Origin of the sequence: Microbacterium sp. VKM Ac-2923, assembly GCF_022815605.1 — a bacterium.
Taxonomy (GTDB): Bacteria; Actinomycetota; Actinomycetes; order Actinomycetales; family Microbacteriaceae; genus Microbacterium.
Genome location: NZ_JALGRP010000003.1, coordinates 379,737 through 397,537, shown reverse-complemented (window position 1 = coordinate 397,537; position 17,801 = coordinate 379,737). Strand labels below are relative to the sequence as shown.

Annotated in this window: 15 protein-coding genes and 2 tRNA genes; 12 read left to right on the top strand and 5 right to left on the bottom strand. The window is 68.3% G+C overall.

Annotated elements, in window-relative coordinates; all coding sequences use genetic code 11:
• Nucleotides 1-64: 64 nt before the first annotated feature.
• The 3 genes from MT347_RS07710 to pepN all read right to left on the bottom strand — a co-directional run bounded on the left by MT347_RS07710 (nucleotide 65) and on the right by pepN (nucleotide 4,456).
• Entirely contained in the window at nucleotides 65-865 is an 801-nt protein-coding gene (locus MT347_RS07710) for an ABC transporter permease subunit (RefSeq protein ID WP_243499726.1), read from the bottom strand.
• On the bottom strand, nucleotides 862-1,773 hold the full coding sequence (locus MT347_RS07705; protein ID WP_243499724.1) for an ABC transporter ATP-binding protein: 912 nt from the start codon (nucleotides 1,771-1,773) through the stop codon (nucleotides 862-864). Before MT347_RS07705 ends, MT347_RS07710 begins: the two co-directional genes overlap by 4 nt.
• Nucleotides 1,774-1,906: 133 nt before the next feature.
• Nucleotides 1,907-4,456: an aminopeptidase N gene (gene pepN, locus MT347_RS07700; RefSeq protein ID WP_243499722.1), complete on the bottom strand. Its 2,550-nt coding sequence runs from the start codon at nucleotides 4,454-4,456 to the stop codon at nucleotides 1,907-1,909.
• Nucleotides 4,457-4,606: 150 nt separating this feature from the next.
• On the opposite strand from pepN, the gene MT347_RS07695 reads away from it, so the two are divergent.
• From MT347_RS07695 to MT347_RS07675, 5 genes are all read left to right on the top strand, one after another.
• Nucleotides 4,607-5,794, top strand: a complete 1,188-nt coding sequence (locus MT347_RS07695; RefSeq protein WP_243499720.1) for a ferrochelatase — start codon at nucleotides 4,607-4,609, stop codon at nucleotides 5,792-5,794.
• Nucleotides 5,795-5,884: 90 nt separating this feature from the next.
• The gene (locus tag MT347_RS07690) at nucleotides 5,885-6,427 is read left to right on the top strand and encodes a ribose-5-phosphate isomerase (protein ID WP_243499719.1); all 543 of its coding nucleotides are present in this window, start codon (nucleotides 5,885-5,887) and stop codon (nucleotides 6,425-6,427) included.
• Nucleotides 6,427-7,416 (top strand): Fpg/Nei family DNA glycosylase, encoded by a 990-nt coding sequence (locus MT347_RS07685; RefSeq protein ID WP_243499716.1) that lies wholly within the window; start codon nucleotides 6,427-6,429, stop codon nucleotides 7,414-7,416. The genes MT347_RS07690 and MT347_RS07685 overlap by 1 nt, the downstream gene beginning before the upstream one ends.
• Before the next feature lie 61 nt (nucleotides 7,417-7,477).
• Nucleotides 7,478-8,101 carry an FMN-binding negative transcriptional regulator gene (locus MT347_RS07680; protein WP_243499714.1) on the top strand — a complete coding sequence of 208 codons (624 nt, stop codon included), beginning with the start codon at nucleotides 7,478-7,480 and terminating at the stop codon, nucleotides 8,099-8,101.
• Nucleotides 8,098-9,591 (top strand): amidohydrolase, encoded by a 1,494-nt coding sequence (locus MT347_RS07675; protein ID WP_374206518.1) that lies wholly within the window; start codon nucleotides 8,098-8,100, stop codon nucleotides 9,589-9,591. Before MT347_RS07680 ends, MT347_RS07675 begins: the two co-directional genes overlap by 4 nt.
• Before the next feature lie 131 nt (nucleotides 9,592-9,722).
• Here the strand turns inward: MT347_RS07675 and MT347_RS07670 are convergent, their stop codons facing one another.
• Entirely contained in the window at nucleotides 9,723-10,208 is a 486-nt protein-coding gene (locus tag MT347_RS07670; protein WP_243499712.1) for a Dps family protein, read from the bottom strand.
• Nucleotides 10,209-10,377: 169 nt separating this feature from the next.
• On the opposite strand from MT347_RS07670, the gene MT347_RS07665 reads away from it, so the two are divergent.
• From MT347_RS07665 to MT347_RS07645, 5 genes are all read left to right on the top strand, one after another.
• Nucleotides 10,378-10,935 (top strand): gamma carbonic anhydrase family protein, encoded by a 558-nt coding sequence (locus tag MT347_RS07665; protein WP_243499711.1) that lies wholly within the window; start codon nucleotides 10,378-10,380, stop codon nucleotides 10,933-10,935.
• A 150-nt stretch (nucleotides 10,936-11,085) separates the two neighbouring features.
• Nucleotides 11,086-12,936, top strand: coding sequence for a hypothetical protein (locus MT347_RS07660; protein ID WP_243499708.1), 1,851 nt, complete (start codon nucleotides 11,086-11,088; stop codon nucleotides 12,934-12,936).
• Nucleotides 12,933-13,472 carry a hypothetical protein gene (locus tag MT347_RS07655; RefSeq protein WP_243499706.1) on the top strand — a complete coding sequence of 180 codons (540 nt, stop codon included), beginning with the start codon at nucleotides 12,933-12,935 and terminating at the stop codon, nucleotides 13,470-13,472. The genes MT347_RS07660 and MT347_RS07655 overlap by 4 nt, the downstream gene beginning before the upstream one ends.
• A gap of 67 nt (nucleotides 13,473-13,539) precedes the next feature.
• A complete protein-coding gene (locus tag MT347_RS18380) occupies nucleotides 13,540-14,394 on the top strand; it encodes a Kiwa anti-phage protein KwaB-like domain-containing protein (protein ID WP_243499704.1) in 855 nt (284 codons plus the stop codon).
• A gap of 60 nt (nucleotides 14,395-14,454) precedes the next feature.
• Nucleotides 14,455-15,546 carry a hypothetical protein gene (locus MT347_RS07645; RefSeq protein WP_243499702.1) on the top strand — a complete coding sequence of 364 codons (1,092 nt, stop codon included), beginning with the start codon at nucleotides 14,455-14,457 and terminating at the stop codon, nucleotides 15,544-15,546.
• A 122-nt stretch (nucleotides 15,547-15,668) separates the two neighbouring features.
• On the opposite strand, the gene MT347_RS07640 is transcribed toward MT347_RS07645, so the two are convergent.
• Nucleotides 15,669-15,742 (bottom strand) — tRNA-Gly (locus MT347_RS07640).
• 182 nt (nucleotides 15,743-15,924) lie between these two features.
• Here MT347_RS07640 and MT347_RS07635 point away from each other — a divergent pair.
• Together MT347_RS07635 and tig are read left to right on the top strand one after the other, a co-directional pair.
• Nucleotides 15,925-15,998 (top strand) — tRNA-Pro (locus MT347_RS07635).
• 73 nt (nucleotides 15,999-16,071) lie between these two features.
• The gene (gene tig, locus MT347_RS07630) at nucleotides 16,072-17,541 is read left to right on the top strand and encodes a trigger factor (protein ID WP_243499700.1); all 1,470 of its coding nucleotides are present in this window, start codon (nucleotides 16,072-16,074) and stop codon (nucleotides 17,539-17,541) included.
• Nucleotides 17,542-17,801 lie beyond the last annotated feature (260 nt).

Below are 17,801 nucleotides of genomic sequence, written 5' to 3'. Positions count from 1 at the left end.
CGGATGCCTCGGCGCCGGCTGAGCGTCGAGGCATCCGTCAGGGTGGACGGGTGGGGAGGAGGGGTCAGGCGTCGCGTGAACGCAGCGCCGCCCACCCCAGCAGCAGGGGCACGAGAGCCCATGCGGTCAGGGCGATCGCGGGAGCCGCCAGGTCGGTCGCGCCGGGACTGGTCAATGTGGCCGCGGCATTCATGGGCAGATACTGGGCCGAATCGAGCAGCCACTGCCACCGTTCGCCCGTGAAGGCGAACAGACTCACCACGATGGGGAGCACGAACAGCACCCCCACGGTGGCGGCGATCGCTCCGGCGCCGTTGCGGATGAGCACGCCGAAGCCGAGGCCGATGAGGCTGAACGCGATCATCGACGCGACACCGAGCGTGAGCGGGACGACCGATTCGGACGGAGTCGACCAGTCCAGACCGCCCGTCACCAGCGGCGCCGTGATGACGCTCGCCAGCACGTAGGTGACCGCGGTGGTCACGGCCATCACGGCCGAAATCACGATCGCCTTGGCCAGGAGGACTGCTCCGCGGCGGGGTTCGGCGGTCAGGGTGGAGCGGATCATGCCGGTCGAGTACTCGCCGGTGATGATGATCGCGCCGAAGATTCCGGCCACCAGCATCGTGAACTGGATGGGCGCGGTCATCAGCGTGGCGGCTGCGAACTCGCCGCCGTTGTCGCGCGCCGCCATCGCGAGCAGGAACGAAATGGCCAGCGAGAGCGCCGCGGTGAGGCCGAAGGACCACCAGGTCGAGCGCAGCGTGAGGATTTTGATGGTCTCACTGCGCAGCAGGTGAGCGAACGTGAGGCGGTGGGCGGGTGCGTGCGTGGCGCGGCGGGGTGCCGCAGTGAGCGAGGTCATGCGATCTCCTTGGTCTTGTACTCGACCGAGTCCTCGGTCAGAGCGAGGTAGGCGTCCTCGAGCGAGCCACTGCGCGGGGTGAGCTCGTAGAGGGGGATGCCGTGGCGGGCAGCGAGGTCGCCGACCGTCTGCGCGGTGACCCCCGTGATCTGGGCGGCACCGGGCTCGAGCACCGAGACGGTGGCATCCGGAATCTGGAGGGCGGCGACGAGGTCGGACAGGCGGGGGGAGCGCACGACGAGCGTCGTCGCGGTCCACGATCCGACGAGCTCCGAGAGGGGAGCGTCGGCGAGCACCCGCCCACGGCCGAGGACGATGACGTGGTCGGCGGTCTGCGACATCTCGCTCATGAGATGACTCGACAGCAGCACGGTCCGCCCCTCCGAGGCGAGGTGACGCACGAACGTGCGCACCCAGCGGACGCCCTCGGGGTCGAGGCCGTTGACCGGTTCGTCGAGGATGAGCGTGTGAGGGTCGCCGAGAAGGGCGGCAGCGAGCCCGAGGCGTTGCCCCATTCCGAGCGAGAACCCTCCGGCCCGCTTGCCGGCGACCGATCCGATACCGGTCAGCTCGATCACCTCGTCGACGCGCGCTCGGCGGATGCCGTGGGTGGCGGCCATCGCGAGAAGGTGGTGGCGTGCTGAGCGGCCCGTGTGCACGGCCTTGGCGTCGAGCAGCACACCGACCTCGGTGAGGGGCGAGCGCAGCCGCCGGTAGTCCTGGCCGCCGACGGTCACGCGACCGGCGGTGGGGCGGTCGAGGCCGACGATCATGCGCATGGTCGTGGACTTGCCGGCGCCGTTGGGCCCCAGGAAGCCGGTCACCCGGCCCGGGGCGACGGTGAACGAGACGCCGTCGACCGCGGTCTTGGCGCCGTATCTCTTGGTGAGGTTGTCTGCAACGATCATGCTTCCACGCTAGGGAGCGACCCTCTACGGGTCGTCCTCCGCGAGGATGACCCGGGGCTACCGGAGGATGATCGTCCGAATGACGGATGCCCCCTCCCGGCGACGGGGAGAGGGCATCCGATCGAGGACCCGATTACTGCGCGTCGCGCTCCTGCACGGCGAGGGCCCGCTCGACGCCGGCGAGGTTCTCGCCGACCAGGCGACGGAGCGCGGGCGCGGCGTCGGCGTTCTGCGTCAGCCACTGTCGCGTCGCGTCGCGGAGGGCCTTATTGGCCAGGGCGGCGGGGTAGAGGCCGACGATGAGGTACTGCGCGATCTGGTAGCTGCGCGACTCCCAGATGGGCAACAGCATGGCGAAGTAGGGCTCGACGAAGTCGGCCAGCGCGTCGACGGTGGTCGGGTGGGTGAAGCCCGCCGCCGTCGCCCGCACGATCGTGTTCGGCGCATCGGCGGAGTCGATGAGGGAGTTCCACGCCCTCTGCTTCGCCTCGTGCGACGGCAGGGACGCCAGCGCGGTGGCGGCGAACTCGCCGCCCTTGGCCGTGTTGTCCGCGGCGCGCGCCGCCTCGATGTCGGCCTCGGTCGCCACCCTCGCTGCGGCGAGCGAGATGAGAAGCTGCCACGACAAGTCGGTGTCGACCTCGAGGCCCTCGAGCGTCGTGTCGCCGTCACGCAGCGAGCGCACCGTCTCGGCGTGAGCCGGGGTGGAGGCCGCCGACGCGAATGCCGTGACGAACTGCAGCTGGCTGTCGCTCCCGGCCTCCGCCGATCGGGCGAGCTCCCACAGGCCGTCGGCCACACGCTCGCGCGCGGCGTCCCGGGTCGAGGGAGCGACGTAGGAGTTGGCCGCGAGCTGCAGCTGGGCGAGGGTCGTGCGCACCGTGGTGGACTCGGTCTCGGAGCCGATGTTGCGCAGCACGAGGTCGAGGTAGTCGGTGGCCGAGGCCTCGGCATCCCGGGTCTGATCCCAGGCCGCGCCCCACACGAGCGAGCGGGCGAGGGGGTTGGAGATGTCCTTGAGGTGCGCGATCGCCGTGGCGAGCGAGCGCTCGTCGAGGCGGATCTTGGCGTAGGCCAGGTCGTCGTCGTTGAGCAGCACCAGGTCGGGACGACGGATGCCGCGCAGCTCCGCCACCTCGGTGCGGTCGCCGTCGACGTCGAGCTCGATCCGGTGCACGCGCTCCAAGGCGCCCGCGTCGTTCAACGAGTAGAAGCCGATCCCGAGGCGATGGGGGCGGATCGTGGGGTAGTCGGACGGGGCCGTCTGCACGATCGCGAAGCGAGAGATGGTGCCGTCCGCGCCTTCCTCGATGAGCGGGGTGAGCGTGTTCACGCCCGCGGTCTCGAGCCACTTCTTGGCCCAGTCGCCGAGGTCGCGCCCGCTCGTGGCCTCGAGCTCGACGAGCAGATCGCCCACCTCCGTGTTCGACCACTGGTGCTTCTGGAAGTAGGCCGCGACACCCGCGAAGAACTGCTCGATCCCGACCCAGGCGGCCAGCTGCTTGAGCACCGACCCGCCTTTGGCGTAGGTGATGCCGTCGAAGTTCACCTGCACGTCTTCGAGGTCGGTGATCTCGGCGACGACCGGGTGGGTCGAGGGGAGCTGGTCCTGGCGGTACGCCCAGGTCTTCTCCATCGCGTTGAAGGTCGTCCAGGCGGCCTCCCACTCGGTGGCCTCGGCGGTGGCGATGGTCGACGCCCATTCGGCGAACGACTCGTTGAGCCACAGGTCGTTCCACCACTTCATGGTGACGAGGTCGCCGAACCACATGTGGGCGAGCTCGTGGAGGATCGTCACCACGCGGCGTTCCTTCACGGCATCCGTCACCTTGCTGCGGAAGACGTAGGTCTCGGTGAAGGTGACCGCCCCGGCGTTCTCCATGGCGCCGGCGTTGAACTCGGGCACGAAGAGCTGGTCGTACTTGGCGAAGGGGTACGGGAAGCCGAACTTCTCCTCGAAGTACGCGAAGCCCTGACGGGTCTTCTCGAAGACGTAGTCGGCGTCGAGGTGCTTCCACAGGCTCTTGCGCGCGAAGACACCGAGGGGGATGACGCGACCGTCGGCGCTCGTCAGCTCGCTGAAGATCGACTCGTAGGGACCGGCCACGAGGGCGGTGATGTACGAGGAGATGCGCGGCGTCGGCGGGAAGTCCCACCGCGCGACGTCGTCGGAGACGATAACCGGGTCGGGCGTGGGGGAGTTGGAGACGACCTTCCACGCCGCGGGCGCGGTCACCGAGAAGGTGAAGGCTGCCTTGAGGTCGGGCTGCTCGAACACCGTGTACACGCGACGCGAGTCGGGCACCTCGAACTGCGAGTAGAGGTAGACCTCGCCGTCGACGGGGTCGACGAAGCGGTGCAGGCCCTCACCGGTGTTCGTGTACTCGCAGTCGGCCTCGACGACGAGCTCGTTCTCGGCGGCGAGACCCTCGAGGGCGATGCGCGAGTCGGCGAACACGGTGGCGGGGTCGAGAGAGCGACCGTTCAGCGTCACCGAGCGAACGCTGCGCGCGATGAGGTCGATGAACGTCGACGCCCCCTCGGTCGCGGCGAAGGTGACGACCGTGCGCGAGGAGAAGACCTCGTCGCCACGGGTGAGGTCGAGCTCGACGCGGTATTCGCGAGTATCGACGATCGCGCGGCGTTCCTGCGCTTCGATGCGGGTGAGGTTCTCTCCTGGCACTGGCGTTCTCCCGGGGATGAGGGCGGAATCGACGCGAACGAGCGCGGACGCGGGTGACGACGAGCGCCGTCGGCGACGATGACAACCAGATAAGCCTAGTCACGAGACAACCCGCGTCCGGCCGTCCCGGCCAGGTGGGAGGATTGCACCGTGAGCACGACCGACACGGACACCAACGCTGAGACCGTCCTCTACGCCTCGCCCGCCGCGGCATCCGGACCCGAATGGGTCGAGACGCCCGTCGCCTACGACGGCATCCTCCTCGCCGGATTCGGCGGCCCGGAGGGTCAGGACGACGTCATCCCGTTCTTGCGCAACGTCACGCGCGGACGCGGGATCCCCGACGAGCGGCTGGAAGAGGTGGCCCACCACTACCGTCACTTCGGCGGCGTGAGCCCGATCAACCAGCACAACCGCGAGTTGAAGGCCGCCCTCGAGGCGGAGATCGCCCAGCGGGGCCTCGGCCTCCCCGTGTACTGGGGCAACCGCAACTGGGAGCCCTACCTCGAAGAGGCCGTGACCGAAGCGGCTGAGGCCGGCGACACCACGCTCCTGGCGATTGCGACGAGCGCCTACAGCTCGTTCTCGAGCTGCCGGCAATACCGCGAGGACTACGCCCGCGTGCTCGAGGCGACGGGCCTGGGCGAGACGGTGACAATCGACAAGGTCCGCCAGTTCTTCGACCACCCCGGGTTCGTCACGACGTTCGTGCGAGGTGTGACGGATGCCGTGTCGGCGTTCGTCGCGGAGGGCATCTCGCCCGAGAAGATCCGTGTGCTTTTCTCGACCCACTCCATCCCGTCGGCCGACGCGGAGCGCTCCGGCCCCCGCGACGTCGACTTCGGTGAAGGCGGTGCCTACGCCGCGCAGCACAAGGCCGTCGCCGCGTTCGTGATGGCCGAGGTCGCCGGAGCCGTCGCCGACGTCGAGTGGGAGCTCGTGTACCAGTCGCGGTCCGGCCCGCCGACGCAGCCCTGGCTCGAGCCCGACGTCAACGACGTCATCGCCGAGCTCCCCGGCCGCGGTGCCGAGGCCGTGGTGATCGTGCCCCTCGGCTTCGTGAGCGACCACATGGAAGTGCTCTGGGATCTTGACACCGAGGCGATGGAGGCGGCCGAGGAGGCCGGGATCAAGGCGGTGCGTACCCCAACGCCCGGCATCGACCCCGCCTACGTCTCGGGGCTCATCGACTTGGTCGAGGAGCGGCTGAAGGGCACGCCGAAGACCGAGCGCCCGCACCTGACTGACCTCGGCCCCTGGTACGACGTGTGCCGCCCCGGATGCTGCGAGAACATCCGCGCGGGCTTCAAGCCGGTGGCCGCGGGCGTGCGCCCCTGACCTCCCTCGACGCCGCCCATCCCCGCGGAGGGGGTGGGCGGCGTCGTCATATCCGCCCGCGGTGTCGGGCCCCTTCAATAGGATTCCCTCATGCGCATCCACATCGGCACCGATCACGCCGGTCTCGAGTTCTCCACCCAGATCCAGCACCACCTCGCCTCGCAGGGGCACGAGGTGATCGACCACGGACCCATCGAGTACGACCCGCTCGACGACTACCCCGCCTTCTGCATCCGCGCGGCCCAGGCGGTTGTGCGTGATCAGGCAGCGGGCGTCGAAGCACTCGGCGTGGTGTTCGGCGGTTCGGGTAACGGCGAGCAGATCGCGGCGAACAAGGTGCTCGGCGTGCGTGCGGCGCTCGTGTGGAACATCTCCACGGCCGAGCTCGCCCGCGAGCACAACGACGCCAACGTCATCTCGATCGGCGCGCGCCAGCACTCCTTCGAAGAGGCGAGCTCGTTCATCGATCGCTTCATCGCCACCCCCTTCTCCGGCGAGGAGCGCCACGCGCGTCGCATCGGGCAGCTCGCCGCGTTCGAGCAGGACGGCGTGCTCCTGCCCGATCCCCGCGCCGGCGCGTCCGAGAACACCGAGACCGACGCCAGCGATTCGTTCGACCCCGAGGCAGGCTGATGCCCGAAGGGCATTCCGTCCACCGCATCGCCCGGCAGTTCGAGCGCAACATCGTGGGCCGCACGGTTGCGGCATCCAGTCCTCAGGGCCGTTTCGTCGAGGGCGCCGAGGTCCTCGACGGGCGCGAGGCGCTCGAGGTGCGGGCCGTGGCGAAGCAGATGTTCCTGCGCTTCGACGGCGACGTGTGGCTGCGCGTGCATCTCGGCATGTACGGCGCCTGGGACTTCTCGGGCGACGTGTCGGTCGACGCGACCATCGCGTCGTCGAACGGGCGCATGGGGCAGACGAACCAGCGCGGCACCGTCGTTGACGACGCGATCATGGATGCCGCCGGCGAGAACTCCCTCAGCTCGATCGGTGCCCCGCGCCGCGCCCGTGTGCGGATGTCCGAACAGACGACGGGACTCGAGGAGCAGACCGAGTGGCCCCCGCCGCCGGTGGGCGCGGTGCGCCTCCGACTGCTCACCGAAACGACCTGTGCGGACCTGCGCGGGCCGACCGCGTGCGTGCTGCAGACGCCCGACGAGGTGCAGGCCACGATCGCCAAGCTCGGCCCCGATCCCCTGGTCGACGACCTTGTCGAGGGCGCGGAGCGCTTCACCGCCACGGTGAAGAAGAAGCCGACGCCCATCGGTCTGCTGCTGATGGACCAGGCGGTCGTCAGCGGGATCGGCAACGTCTACCGCGCAGAGATCCTCTTCCGCGCGCGGCAGAACCCCCACACCCCCGGACGCGACGTGCCCGAAGAGGTCGTGCGCGGCATCTGGCGCGACTGGGCGCGGCTGCTGCCCGTCGGGGTCGAGACCGGTCAGATGATGACGATGGACGACCTCGACCCGGCCGCCTATCGACGAGCGATGGCGCGCCGCGCCGACCGGCACTGGGTCTATCACCGCGAGGGACTGCCCTGCCGTATCTGCGGAACGGCGATCGTCATGGAGGAAGCCGCGGGTCGCAAGTTGTACTGGTGCCCGAACTGCCAGGCGTGACCGCCCACCCGCACGGAGGCGGCTGAGCCCGTCGAAGCCGCCGGCGTTCTAGGCTGATTCGGTGCGTCAGAACCCCAGCTTCGCGATGACCGACGTCGGAGAGATCCGACGCCTGATCGACCGCCACCCGTGGGTCACCCTCGTCTGTCAGACCGACGGAGGCCTCGTCGCCTCGCACTACGCGGTGATGCTCGACGAGGACCGCAATGACCTCACGATCGTCGGTCACGTCGGCAAGCCCGACGACGTGATCCTCGGTCTCGGCGATCGCGAGCTGCTCGTGGTCGTCCAGGGACCGCACGGCTACATCACGCCGCGGTGGTACGGCGACGTCCCCGCGGTGCCGACGTGGAACTTCGTCTCCGCGCACCTGTCCGGCATCCCGGAACTGCTGGCACCCGAAGAGAACCTGCGCGTGCTCCAGCGCCTCGTCGCACGGTTCGAGGGCGACGGCTCCGACGCGCGTGGCTTGTATGCACTGCCGAACGACGCCGCGTTCGTCGAGCGGCTCGAGCGGGGGACGGTCGGATTCCGGCTGACGCCGACGCGGGTCACGGCCAAGAGGAAGCTGAGTCAGAACAAGACCGCCGAGGTGGTCGAGACGGTGATCGCGGGTCTTTCCGAGCACAACGCCGAGCTCGCCGCAGAGATGCGTCGGGCCGCCGCTGCACGGGTGCGCCCGTGATCGGCGAGAACGCGGGGTTCCTCCGCGCCGTGCGAGTCGCGGGTCCCGGCCGCGAGTTCCTCCCCACCGAGGAGCCGGTCGACATCGTCATCGCGGGCGGTCGCATCGCCGATATCGCGCCGACCGGCAATCTGCGTCCGACCGGTCTCGTGATCGACGGCGAGGGCGGCTGGCTGCTTCCCGGGCTCTGGGATCACCACGTCCACGCGCTTCAGTGGGCGCTGGTCGCTGATCGCGTGCCCCTCGCCGCAGTCTCGTCCGCGCGTGAGGGTGCCGCCGTGATGGGCGCCGCGGCGCTGAGCGATGGATGCCGTGTCGGCGCCGGATTCCGCGACGGCCTCTGGCCCGACGCGCCCAGCCTGGAGCTGTTGGATGCCGCCACCGGTGTCATCCCGACGTATCTCATCAACGCCGACGTGCACAGCGTCTGGCTCAACTCCGCGGCCTTCCGTCGCGAGGGCTTCGCGCCCGTGGCATCCGGGATGCTGCGTGAAGAGGACGCCTTCGAGATCTCGCGGCGCCTCAACGCCGTCGCCCCCGACGTCGCCGACCGGGCTATTGAGCGCATGGCGCGAGAGGCCGCCGCCCGCGGGATCGTGGGCATGGTCGATCTCGACATGACCTGGAACGACGGCCCGTGGCAGCGGCGCGTGACGCGCGGCTTCGATACGCTGCGCGTCTCGTACGGCACCTATCCGCAGCACCTGGATCGCGCGATCGCGGAGGGACTCCGCACCGGCGACCCCGTGCGTGGCGCGATCGACGATCTCGTGCGCGTCGGGCCGTTGAAGGCCATCACCGATGGATCGCTCGGCACCCGTACGGCGGCGTGCGCGCACCACTATCCGGGTGACGTCGGTAATCACGGTCTTCTGACGGTGGCTCCCGACGAGCTCGTCGAGATGATGACGCGGGCGACGGCGGCGGGCCTGGAGTGCGCCATCCACGCCATCGGCGACGTCGCCAACAGCCATGCCCTCGACGCATACGCGCGCAGCGGTGCCGTCGGCACCATCGAGCACGCGCAGCTCGTCGCCCACGCCGACATCCCGCGTTTCGCGCGATTGGGCGTGGCCGCCAGCGTTCAGCCCGAACACGCGCTGGACGACCGCGACATGACGGACGCCATCTGGGCGGAGCAGTCTGCGCAGCCGTACCCCCTGCGGGCCCTGGTCGACAGCGGGGCGAACGTACGGTTCGGCTCCGACGCCCCGGTGGCGCCGCTCGACCCGTGGGCGGCGATGGCGTCGTCGGTGTTCCGCACGCGCGACGGGCGCGACGCGTGGCAGCCGCACCAGCGGGTGGGCATCGACACGGCGATCGCGGCATCCACCGTCGGGGGGACGACGGCGCCGGCGGAGATCTCACCCGGCGCGACGGCGGATCTGATCATCGTCGGGGCAGACCCGCTCACCGCCGACGAACGGAGCCTGCGCGCGATGCCGGTGCGCACGACGCTGATCGCCGGTCGGATCACGCACAGCGGCTGAGCCCCGGGCTCGAGGGGGCAAGAAGCGTCGCCTGAGCATCGACTCGGCGACAGGTGCTGACCCCTCCCGCCATCGTCTGCGAGAACGACGACGGGGGCGGCGCCGAAGCACCGCCCCCGTCGTGGAGAGTCTTACGCGGCGAGGTGCGCGAAGAGGAACCAGCGGTCCTTATCGAGACCGCGCTTGATCTCGATGGCGACGTCCTGGCTCGACATGTCGATCTCGTCGAGGCCCTCGATGGCCGCCTCGATGTCGACGAGCACGGCATCGATGTCGGCGATGACGGCGCGCAGAACCACGTCGGACTGCGCGAAACCGGCAGGAACCTCGGTGGCCTTCGCCTTCGCGGCGACGGTCGACAGGCGCGCGTCGATCGGCAGCCCCAGGGCGACGATGCGCTCGGCGGCCAGGTCGGCCCAGTCCTGCGCGTGGGCGACGACCGTGTCGAGCAGCTCGTGCACCCCGATGAAGTTCGAGCCGCGCACGTGCCAGTGCGCCTGCTTGCCATTGACGACGAGCGCCTCGAGGCCGATAACGACGGGGGAGAGGAACTGGGCGGTACCGGACGCCATGGTGGAGTCGACGGTGGTGGCGGCGGGGGTCTGAACGGTGCTCATTTTTTGCTCCTTAGGCGACGTTCGAAGTCTGATGTAAAGAACGCTACTCACTCTGTTCCATTCCGCAAGCAAGATGAGGCTCGGCTAAATCCCTGGTGAATAGGCAATCCTCACCTACTCTCAGACGGCATTCGCGACGGCGTCGGCGGCGGTGGATAGGGTCGCTCGCATGACGATCGCCCCGGATGCCACCGTGCTCGCCCTCCCCGACGCCGCACCCGCCATCGATGCCACCGCGTTCGTGGCATCCGGTGCGCGGATCGTGGGGGAGGTGCACCTCGGCGAAGGCGCGAGCGTCTGGTACAACGCGGTCCTTCGAGCTGACAGCGCGTCGATCACGGTCGGGGCGCGCAGCAACCTCCAGGACAACGTGTCGGTGCACGTCGATGCCGGACGCCCCGTGCGCATCGGAACCGATGTGTCGGTGGGGCACAACGCCGTCGTGCACGGGTGCACGATCGGCGACGGCTCACTGATCGGCATGGGCAGCGTCGTGCTCTCCGGCGCCGAGATCGGACCCGGATGCCTCGTCGCCGGGGGAGCGGTCGTCCTCGAGGGCACGGTGGTGCCGGCGGGTTCCCTCGTGGCCGGAGTCCCCGCCAAGGTGCGCCGGGCATTGACCGACGACGAGAGAACGAAGATCTTGCGGAACGCGCAGGTCTATCTCGCTCACAGCGAGCGGCACCGGTCGGCGCTGCCCGCCGGGCCTGACTCGGGGAGTGACTGACCACGCCGATGTCCAGCCCGCCGCAAAAAATGCCGCGCACGATCGGGCTGCGAAACGCATGACCTTACGTCGTCCCCGCGGGCATGCGCGTCGATCCTCGCCGTGGTTGTTCTCCTTCTGCAATGCTGGCGGTAGCGGAACGGGGGCTGCATGCAGGTGACAGCGGCAGGGCTGTGGCGTGAGTGGGAGCGAGCAGGCGCGCTGCGTCCGAACGACTACGACGCCGACGTCGTTGAACACCTCCGCCGGGTCCTCGTGCGTCAAGGGCACGACGGAGCAGTGCAGATCGACCAGGCGATGGATGACGCGAGATGGTCGTCACGTGACCTGCTTCACGCACTCGCTCCTCTGGTCGCGTCGTTCACCGGCATGCTGCGCGACCTTCTGCGTCTGATGCAGCGCGTGGATGCACTGGCGGGCACAGGAGGGAACCTCCGCGTTCAGTACGAGTTCGTTGAAGGCGACCTCGTAGATGAGTCGCTGAACGACTTTCGCGAACGCGTCCGTCGTATGGAAAGCACCGTCATTCGGCTGCGACCTCTTTCCTTTGACGCGTCCCGTGCGTTTCATCCTGGCCCGCTGCAGGACTACATGTCCTGGGATTCGGTGAACGGACTGTTGCTGAGTGCTGGCGCGACTTCGTGGGACAGTTGGCGATTCGCGGAAGGCGTGCCGGATCCGGTCCCCACCGGGCGTCCGCATATTGATGACCGGGCGGGACGCATCATCAGTCTGGTCCGTCGCGTGCTGGAGCGCCTCGAGGAAATGGGCGTCGACATGGACGCTGTGCGAGCATGGGAGCGTAAGCACCATGACGACCTGCGACGGGACCCGGTGCTCGAGCAGATCTACTTCGCTGCGACCGATCTGTGGCCCCTCTTCGTGGCGGGGGCGGTCTACGCATGGACGGCCGACGCGGCGACGAAGGCGACCGGACCATTGGACGAGAACCTCGCCGCGATCGACGAGTGGCTCGACGAGTTCGACGCAGACGAACGGGACGAGGTAACGGTCGAGCGTGATGTCGAGGATCTCCTCGATGTCCTGTCGCTGCCAGCGTGGGGAAAGCGCCACGAGCTGTACTCCGCGTGGATCACGACTCAGCTCGACCGCGCCCTCGAGTCCCGGCTCGAGTTCGTGGTCGTCGACAACGCGTTGCGATTCCCGTTTCACGCGACGCTGCTCGCGAATCTGCCCACTCTGCACGGCCCAGTCGAACTGTGGTGCGAGGTTCGCTCTGCGGCAACGGGCACGTTGCACGGGGGCCGAAAGCGCGGCATTCAGCCTGATTATCGGTTCCAGCGGCGCATGACCGGCACCCCGGCAGATCTCACCACGGTGGTGGCAGTGGAGGTCAAGCAGTACAAGTCGCCCGCTGCGCTCAGGCACGGAGGCACGATGCGTGACTACGTCACGAACCTGCCGGGTGCGACGGTGCTCCTGGTCGCCCACGGTCCCCTCGGGGAACGCGTCGTGGATGCGGTCCCCCCGTCGGATCGTGACCGTGCGCGTGCTCACCCCGACGTGCGAATCGGACGCCCTCGCGACGCTGCCGAGTTCCGCGCCGAGATCGCGCGACTGCTTCCGGCGCCGGCGCCGCGACCGACCCGGATCGAACTGCGATGGTCGTCGGCGGTCTCCGACCTTGACCTGTACGTCCACGACGGCGACGAGGAGACTTCGTATCGGACGCGCCAAACGACCCACTCGGTTCTAAGGGAGGACGCGGTCGATGGAGGGCCGGAAGTCATCGACATCGCGCCCGAGGTGTCCCGTCAGCTCGAAGTGCACGTGAACGTGTACTCAGCGGGGACGATCCGCGACGCCACACCGATGGTCACCTTCTTTCGAGGCGAGGACACTCTCCTCATCCTCGCGCCCCCGGAGGAGCTCGCGCTCATCGACGAACGCTGGTGGGATGTCGCACGCATCGACGATGCTGGTCGTATCGTTCCGTCCGAGCAGTCCCGCGAGGTCCGGGCCGATGTCGGGTTCGAATGAGCACCCGTCCGCCACGACGAGGCAAGCTCGTCCCGCGGGTAGAACTCGCGCTTGCCGCCTTCGCTCCCGCGTTCCTTCTCATCGCACTGCGATCGGGCGAGGTGTGGTGGTCGTGGGCGTTCTACGCGTTGACCGGGGTGGGCGTGCTGGTGCTCGTGGTCGGCGGTGTCCTCGTCACGACGGGTAACCCTGAGCGTTTCGAGCTGACCGAGATCGAGGACGCGTCTGACCAGGTCGTCGGGTACATCGCGGCCTACATCGTTCCCGTCCTGATCGACCCGTCTGCGTCGCCGCTGAACGGGATCATCGCCGCTGCGGCGATGTTCCTCGTCATCGTGATCCACGTCGCCACCGGACGAGTTCACATCAACCCTCTGCTGTATCTGATCGGGTACCGGGTCTACACCGCGAAGACGAGGACGTCGTCGTTCGCGTTGATTGCTCGATCCGAAGTCGCCGACTGGCCCGAGGAGCGGGCTCTCGTCGATCTCTCCTCGAGCGTCCTCGTGGAGAAATGGAGAAGGAAACGGACATGACGGCATGACCACTGCTCAGGTACTCGCCGCACTCGACATCCATCTTGACGGTCCGCTGTCGCTGGTCGTGGGACGTGCCCTCGACCAGGGCGGCGACGTGCGCCGCGTGCGGCTCGCCGCCGACGCCGCCGATGCCTTACGGGGATTCGGGCGAGATGCACGCACGCGCATTGCTGACGGGAAGACCGTCGAGTACACCGCCCTTACGGAACTACAGGCGGGGGAGCATTTCCTCATCGAAGATCGCGAGTCGCTTGACGAGATCGCAGATCTCAGAGCGGCGGTCCTTCACGCCGGTGATCTCGCGCCTGTCAGCCCGACGCAGCTCGATGCGAGCATCGGCTTCTACGTGGTCGGGGTAGGGGAAAGCGGCGAGCAAGCCGCGTTCATCCGTCGCACGGACCCGCGGATGGCAGCCAAACCTGGCCGGCTGCTTGCGATGGGCCGGGAGCGTCTCGAAAGCGTGGATGAGCAGATCTTCACGTTCTCCAACGAGTTCGACCTCGTCGTGGGACCGACCTGGGCGGTTATCTTCAATCAGATCGCGTTCGAGCGTCTCGCCCGTGAGAGCGGCATCGTCGAACGTCACGTCGCTAACTGGATCACGGGTATCACCGACTCTCTCGCGATGGACACGTCCAGCGTCGACCGGCTTCGGGAGACGGCGCTTCGCGATTCCCGGACCTGGCGGCGCCTTCGCGATATCAAGCGTCGCGGACACCTCGCGAACGTCGATCTGACCCAGGTCGTCGATTACGCCCGCGCTGTCGGCATGGATCCGCGCACCGTCGTGCGTGATGGAGCGCTGCACTTCGACCCGCAGGAGCGCTTCGGTTTCTTGCACCTGCTCAGCGAGGATCTCTATCGGGGCGCACTCACCGGAGAGCGCTTCGAGTCGCAGCGCAAAGCCGCGATGGAATGAACCGCAGCTACATCTCTGAACGGACGGCGCTGCTCGGGGGAGCCGAGGACGGGATGCGGCGTGAACCCGCTTGACTTCGAGCGCATCGTCGCTGGCGCCCGCACGACGGGCCGCGATCTCGCGGACGCTGTCATCGACGAGACGGCCGTCGCTTACCTCGGGGATCTGCCCAGCGCGTCGATGACGGAGTTCTCCTATCACGGAGCACGGTTCCTGTTCGACGCCACCGAAGGCATGGATCGCACGGTCCTCGCCATCGGCACACCCTCGATCGTGGATCGATCGCGCGAAGCGAGCTATCAGCGGGCGTTCCCGATCGCGGACACGTGTGCGGGGCGCCCACTGGACCGCGGCCATCTGCTGCCTCACACGGCCGGGGGCGGATACGGCCCGAATCTGTTCGCGCAGGATCGCGCGCTCAATCGTGGCTGGTCGGCCGATGGTCGTGAGTATCGGCGCATGGAGCGCCTCGCTGTCGCGGCGCCCCCGGGCACGTTTCTGGCCGTCGTGTTGATCTACATCGATCGCTCCGCGCTGCCCGGGTTCGTCCAGCTTGCGATCCTCGGCCCGGACGGCGGCGAGTCCCGTCTCTTTCGGAATCGGTTCGACGTCGTCGACGACGCCGACCGGCTTACCGCCGAGCTCAACGCGGCGACTGACGCGCAGCTTGGCGCGCTGGGGGAAGAGGCGACCGCGGTGTTCGTCGAAGAGAATCTCGGCGCGATCCTTGTCGCGCTCGGAGATGCCGGGATGCCCCGAACGGAAGGTCGCCAAGATCTCGATCTCGCCGTGATCGTCGATGATGAGCTGACAGCTCTCGAGGTCAAGACGAGGTATCGATCGGCGCTGGCGGGACGTCTCACCCGCGCAGGCAACCTGCGACGTCCACGGCTCCGCAGAACCCAACACGGTGGGCGGCAGGCCAGCCAGTCGTATGTGGCAGACCGGATTGGTGGGATCGTCGACACAGCTGATGGATATCACGGGGTTCGCGTACAGATCGTCGTGATCGACCTCGTTCTCATGCTCATACAGTTCTTCGACGTCACCGACGACGGCCGTCGTCTCGCGCCGTCAGCTCCGCCCACGCCGTGTGAGACCTCGGTCGAGGTTGCGCTCGCGCGTATCCACGCGCACCGCGGCCGACTCTGAACATCGTTGCCGCCCTCGCCAGGTAACGGCCTGAACAGGAGGTGGGTTAGTTCGCGAAGACGGCGAAGAAAGTCGTGATGCTGTCGGTGCTGTGGCCGAAGGCGACAACACGCGGCAATGTGTGGAGGGGCTGACGAGAATCGAACTCGCATCATCTGTTTGGAAGACAGAGGCTTTACCACTAAGCTACAGCCCCGAATTTCGGCATCCTGAGCAGGATGACGAACTCGAACTCGACCACTCTACGACACCCGCGCGGGTGGTGCGAACGCGGCGCATGGGCGTCTCCGCCGGTTCCTGTATGGCGGGACCTGCGCGCTCAGGCCGATCGACTAGACTTTCAGCGGTCGTTTCGTCGGCGCGTGCCGCGCGCCGCCCCGGGGCGTAGCTCAGCTTGGTAGAGCGCCCGCTTTGGGAGCGGGAGGCCGCAGGTTCAAATCCTGTCGCCCCGACGTCACGGCCCCACAGACCACAGGCCTAGCCGGCCCCCGCGTGCGCGCGGGCCACACGAGGAGAACGAACCGCATGGTCAACAGCACCGTCGAGAAGCTCAGCCCCACCCGGGTCAAGCTCCACATCACGGTCTCGCCCGACGAGCTCAAGCCGAGCATCGCGCACGCCTACGAGCACATCGCCAAAGACGTGCAGATCCCCGGCTTCCGCAAGGGCAAGGTGCCCGCGCCCATCATCGACCAGCGCATGGGCCGCGGCGCCGTCATCGAGCACGCTGTCAACGAAGGGCTCGACGGGTTCTACCGCGCGGCCGTCGAGGCGAACGACCTGCGCGTGATCGGTCGCCCCAATGCCGAGATCGTCGAACTGCCCGAGCTGAAGGACTTCTCGGGCGACCTGATCGTCGACGTCGAGGTCGACGTGCGCCCCGAGTTCGACCTGCCCGCGTACGACACCATCACCGTGACCGTCGACGCCGCCGAGGTCGACGAGGCCGGCATCGACGCCGAGCTCGACAAGCTGCGCGCCCGTTTCGGCACGCTCGTCACCGTCGACCGTCCCGCCACGACCGGTGACTTCGTCGAGCTCGACCTCGTCGCCACCATCGACGGTGCCGAGATCGACCGCGCCGAGGGCGTGTCGTACGAGATCGGTTCCGGCGAGCTGCTCGAGGGCATCGACGAGGCCATCGAATCGCTCACCGCCGACGAAGAGACCACGTTTCGCTCCAAGCTCGTTGGCGGCGACCACGCCGGTGAAGAGGCCGAGGTGGCCGTGACCATCAAGGCCGTCAAGGAGCGCGAGCTTCCTGACGCCGACGACGACTTCGCTCAGATGGCATCCGAGTTCGACACGATCGCCGAGCTCCGCGAGTCGCTCAACGAGCGTGTCTCGCAGCAGTCGGTGTTCACGCAGGGCGCCGCCGCGCGCGACAAGTTCATCGAGGCCCTCCTCGAGGCCGTCGAGATCCCCGTGCCGCCGGCGCTCATCGAAGACGAGGTGCACAACCACCTCGAGGGCGAGAACCGCCTCGAAGACGACGAACACCGCGCCGAGGTGACCGAAGCGAGCGAGAAGCAGTTCCGCACGCAGATGGTCCTCGACAAGATCGCCGAAGACGCCAACGTCCAGGTGTCGCAGGACGAGCTGACCCAGTACCTCATCCAGTCGGCCGCGCAGTACAACATGGCGCCGCAGGAATTCGTCAACGCGCTGCAGCAGGGCAACCAGCTGCCCGCGCTCGTCGGTGAGGTCGCACGCAACAAGGCCCTGGCCATCGCGCTCGGTAAGGTCACGGTCGTCGACACCGACGGCAAGCCCGTCGACCTGACCGGCTTCGTCGCTGTCGAGGGCGAAGAGCCCACCGACGGCGAGGACGAGGTCGTCGAAGAGGCGCAGGAGATCGCTGACGCCGCGGCCGACGCCGACGCCGTCGTCGAGGCAGAAGAGGCGCCCGCCGAGGAAGCCCCCGCGAAGGCTCCCGCCAAGAAGCGCGCCCCCGCCAAGAAGAAGGCCGCCGACAAGGCCGCCGACAGCGAGTAAGTCACGACGAGGGGCGGGTGCTGCGGCATCCGCCCCTTCTTCGTCCCCGGATGCCACCGCGCGACCCGCAACGCCGGTCAGTGTCCGAAACACCCGGGCCGGACCCCGCGCGCGTCCGGGTGTCGTGGACACTCGAGCGCGTGCCGGCTGCAATGCGGGGGCGGCGCCGGGCGGTGCGGTGGCGTGTCGCCCATATTCGAGTGTCCAGAACACGCGGGTCGGATCCCGCGGGCGTCCGGGTGTCGTGGACACTCGAGCGT

Coding starts and splice junctions, on each gene's coding strand:
- MT347_RS07710 (WP_243499726.1), bottom strand. CDS start 865: ATGACCTCGCTCACTGCGGCACCCCGCCGCGCCACGCACGCACCCGCC.
- MT347_RS07705 (WP_243499724.1), bottom strand. CDS start 1,773: ATGATCGTTGCAGACAACCTCACCAAGAGATACGGCGCCAAGACCGCG.
- MT347_RS07690 (WP_243499719.1), top strand. CDS start 5,885: ATGCGCATCCACATCGGCACCGATCACGCCGGTCTCGAGTTCTCCACC.
- MT347_RS07685 (WP_243499716.1), top strand. CDS start 6,427: ATGCCCGAAGGGCATTCCGTCCACCGCATCGCCCGGCAGTTCGAGCGC.
- MT347_RS07670 (WP_243499712.1), bottom strand. CDS start 10,208: ATGAGCACCGTTCAGACCCCCGCCGCCACCACCGTCGACTCCACCATG.
- MT347_RS07665 (WP_243499711.1), top strand. CDS start 10,378: ATGACGATCGCCCCGGATGCCACCGTGCTCGCCCTCCCCGACGCCGCA.
- MT347_RS07660 (WP_243499708.1), top strand. CDS start 11,086: ATGCAGGTGACAGCGGCAGGGCTGTGGCGTGAGTGGGAGCGAGCAGGC.
- MT347_RS07655 (WP_243499706.1), top strand. CDS start 12,933: ATGAGCACCCGTCCGCCACGACGAGGCAAGCTCGTCCCGCGGGTAGAA.
- tig (WP_243499700.1), top strand. CDS start 16,072: ATGGTCAACAGCACCGTCGAGAAGCTCAGCCCCACCCGGGTCAAGCTC.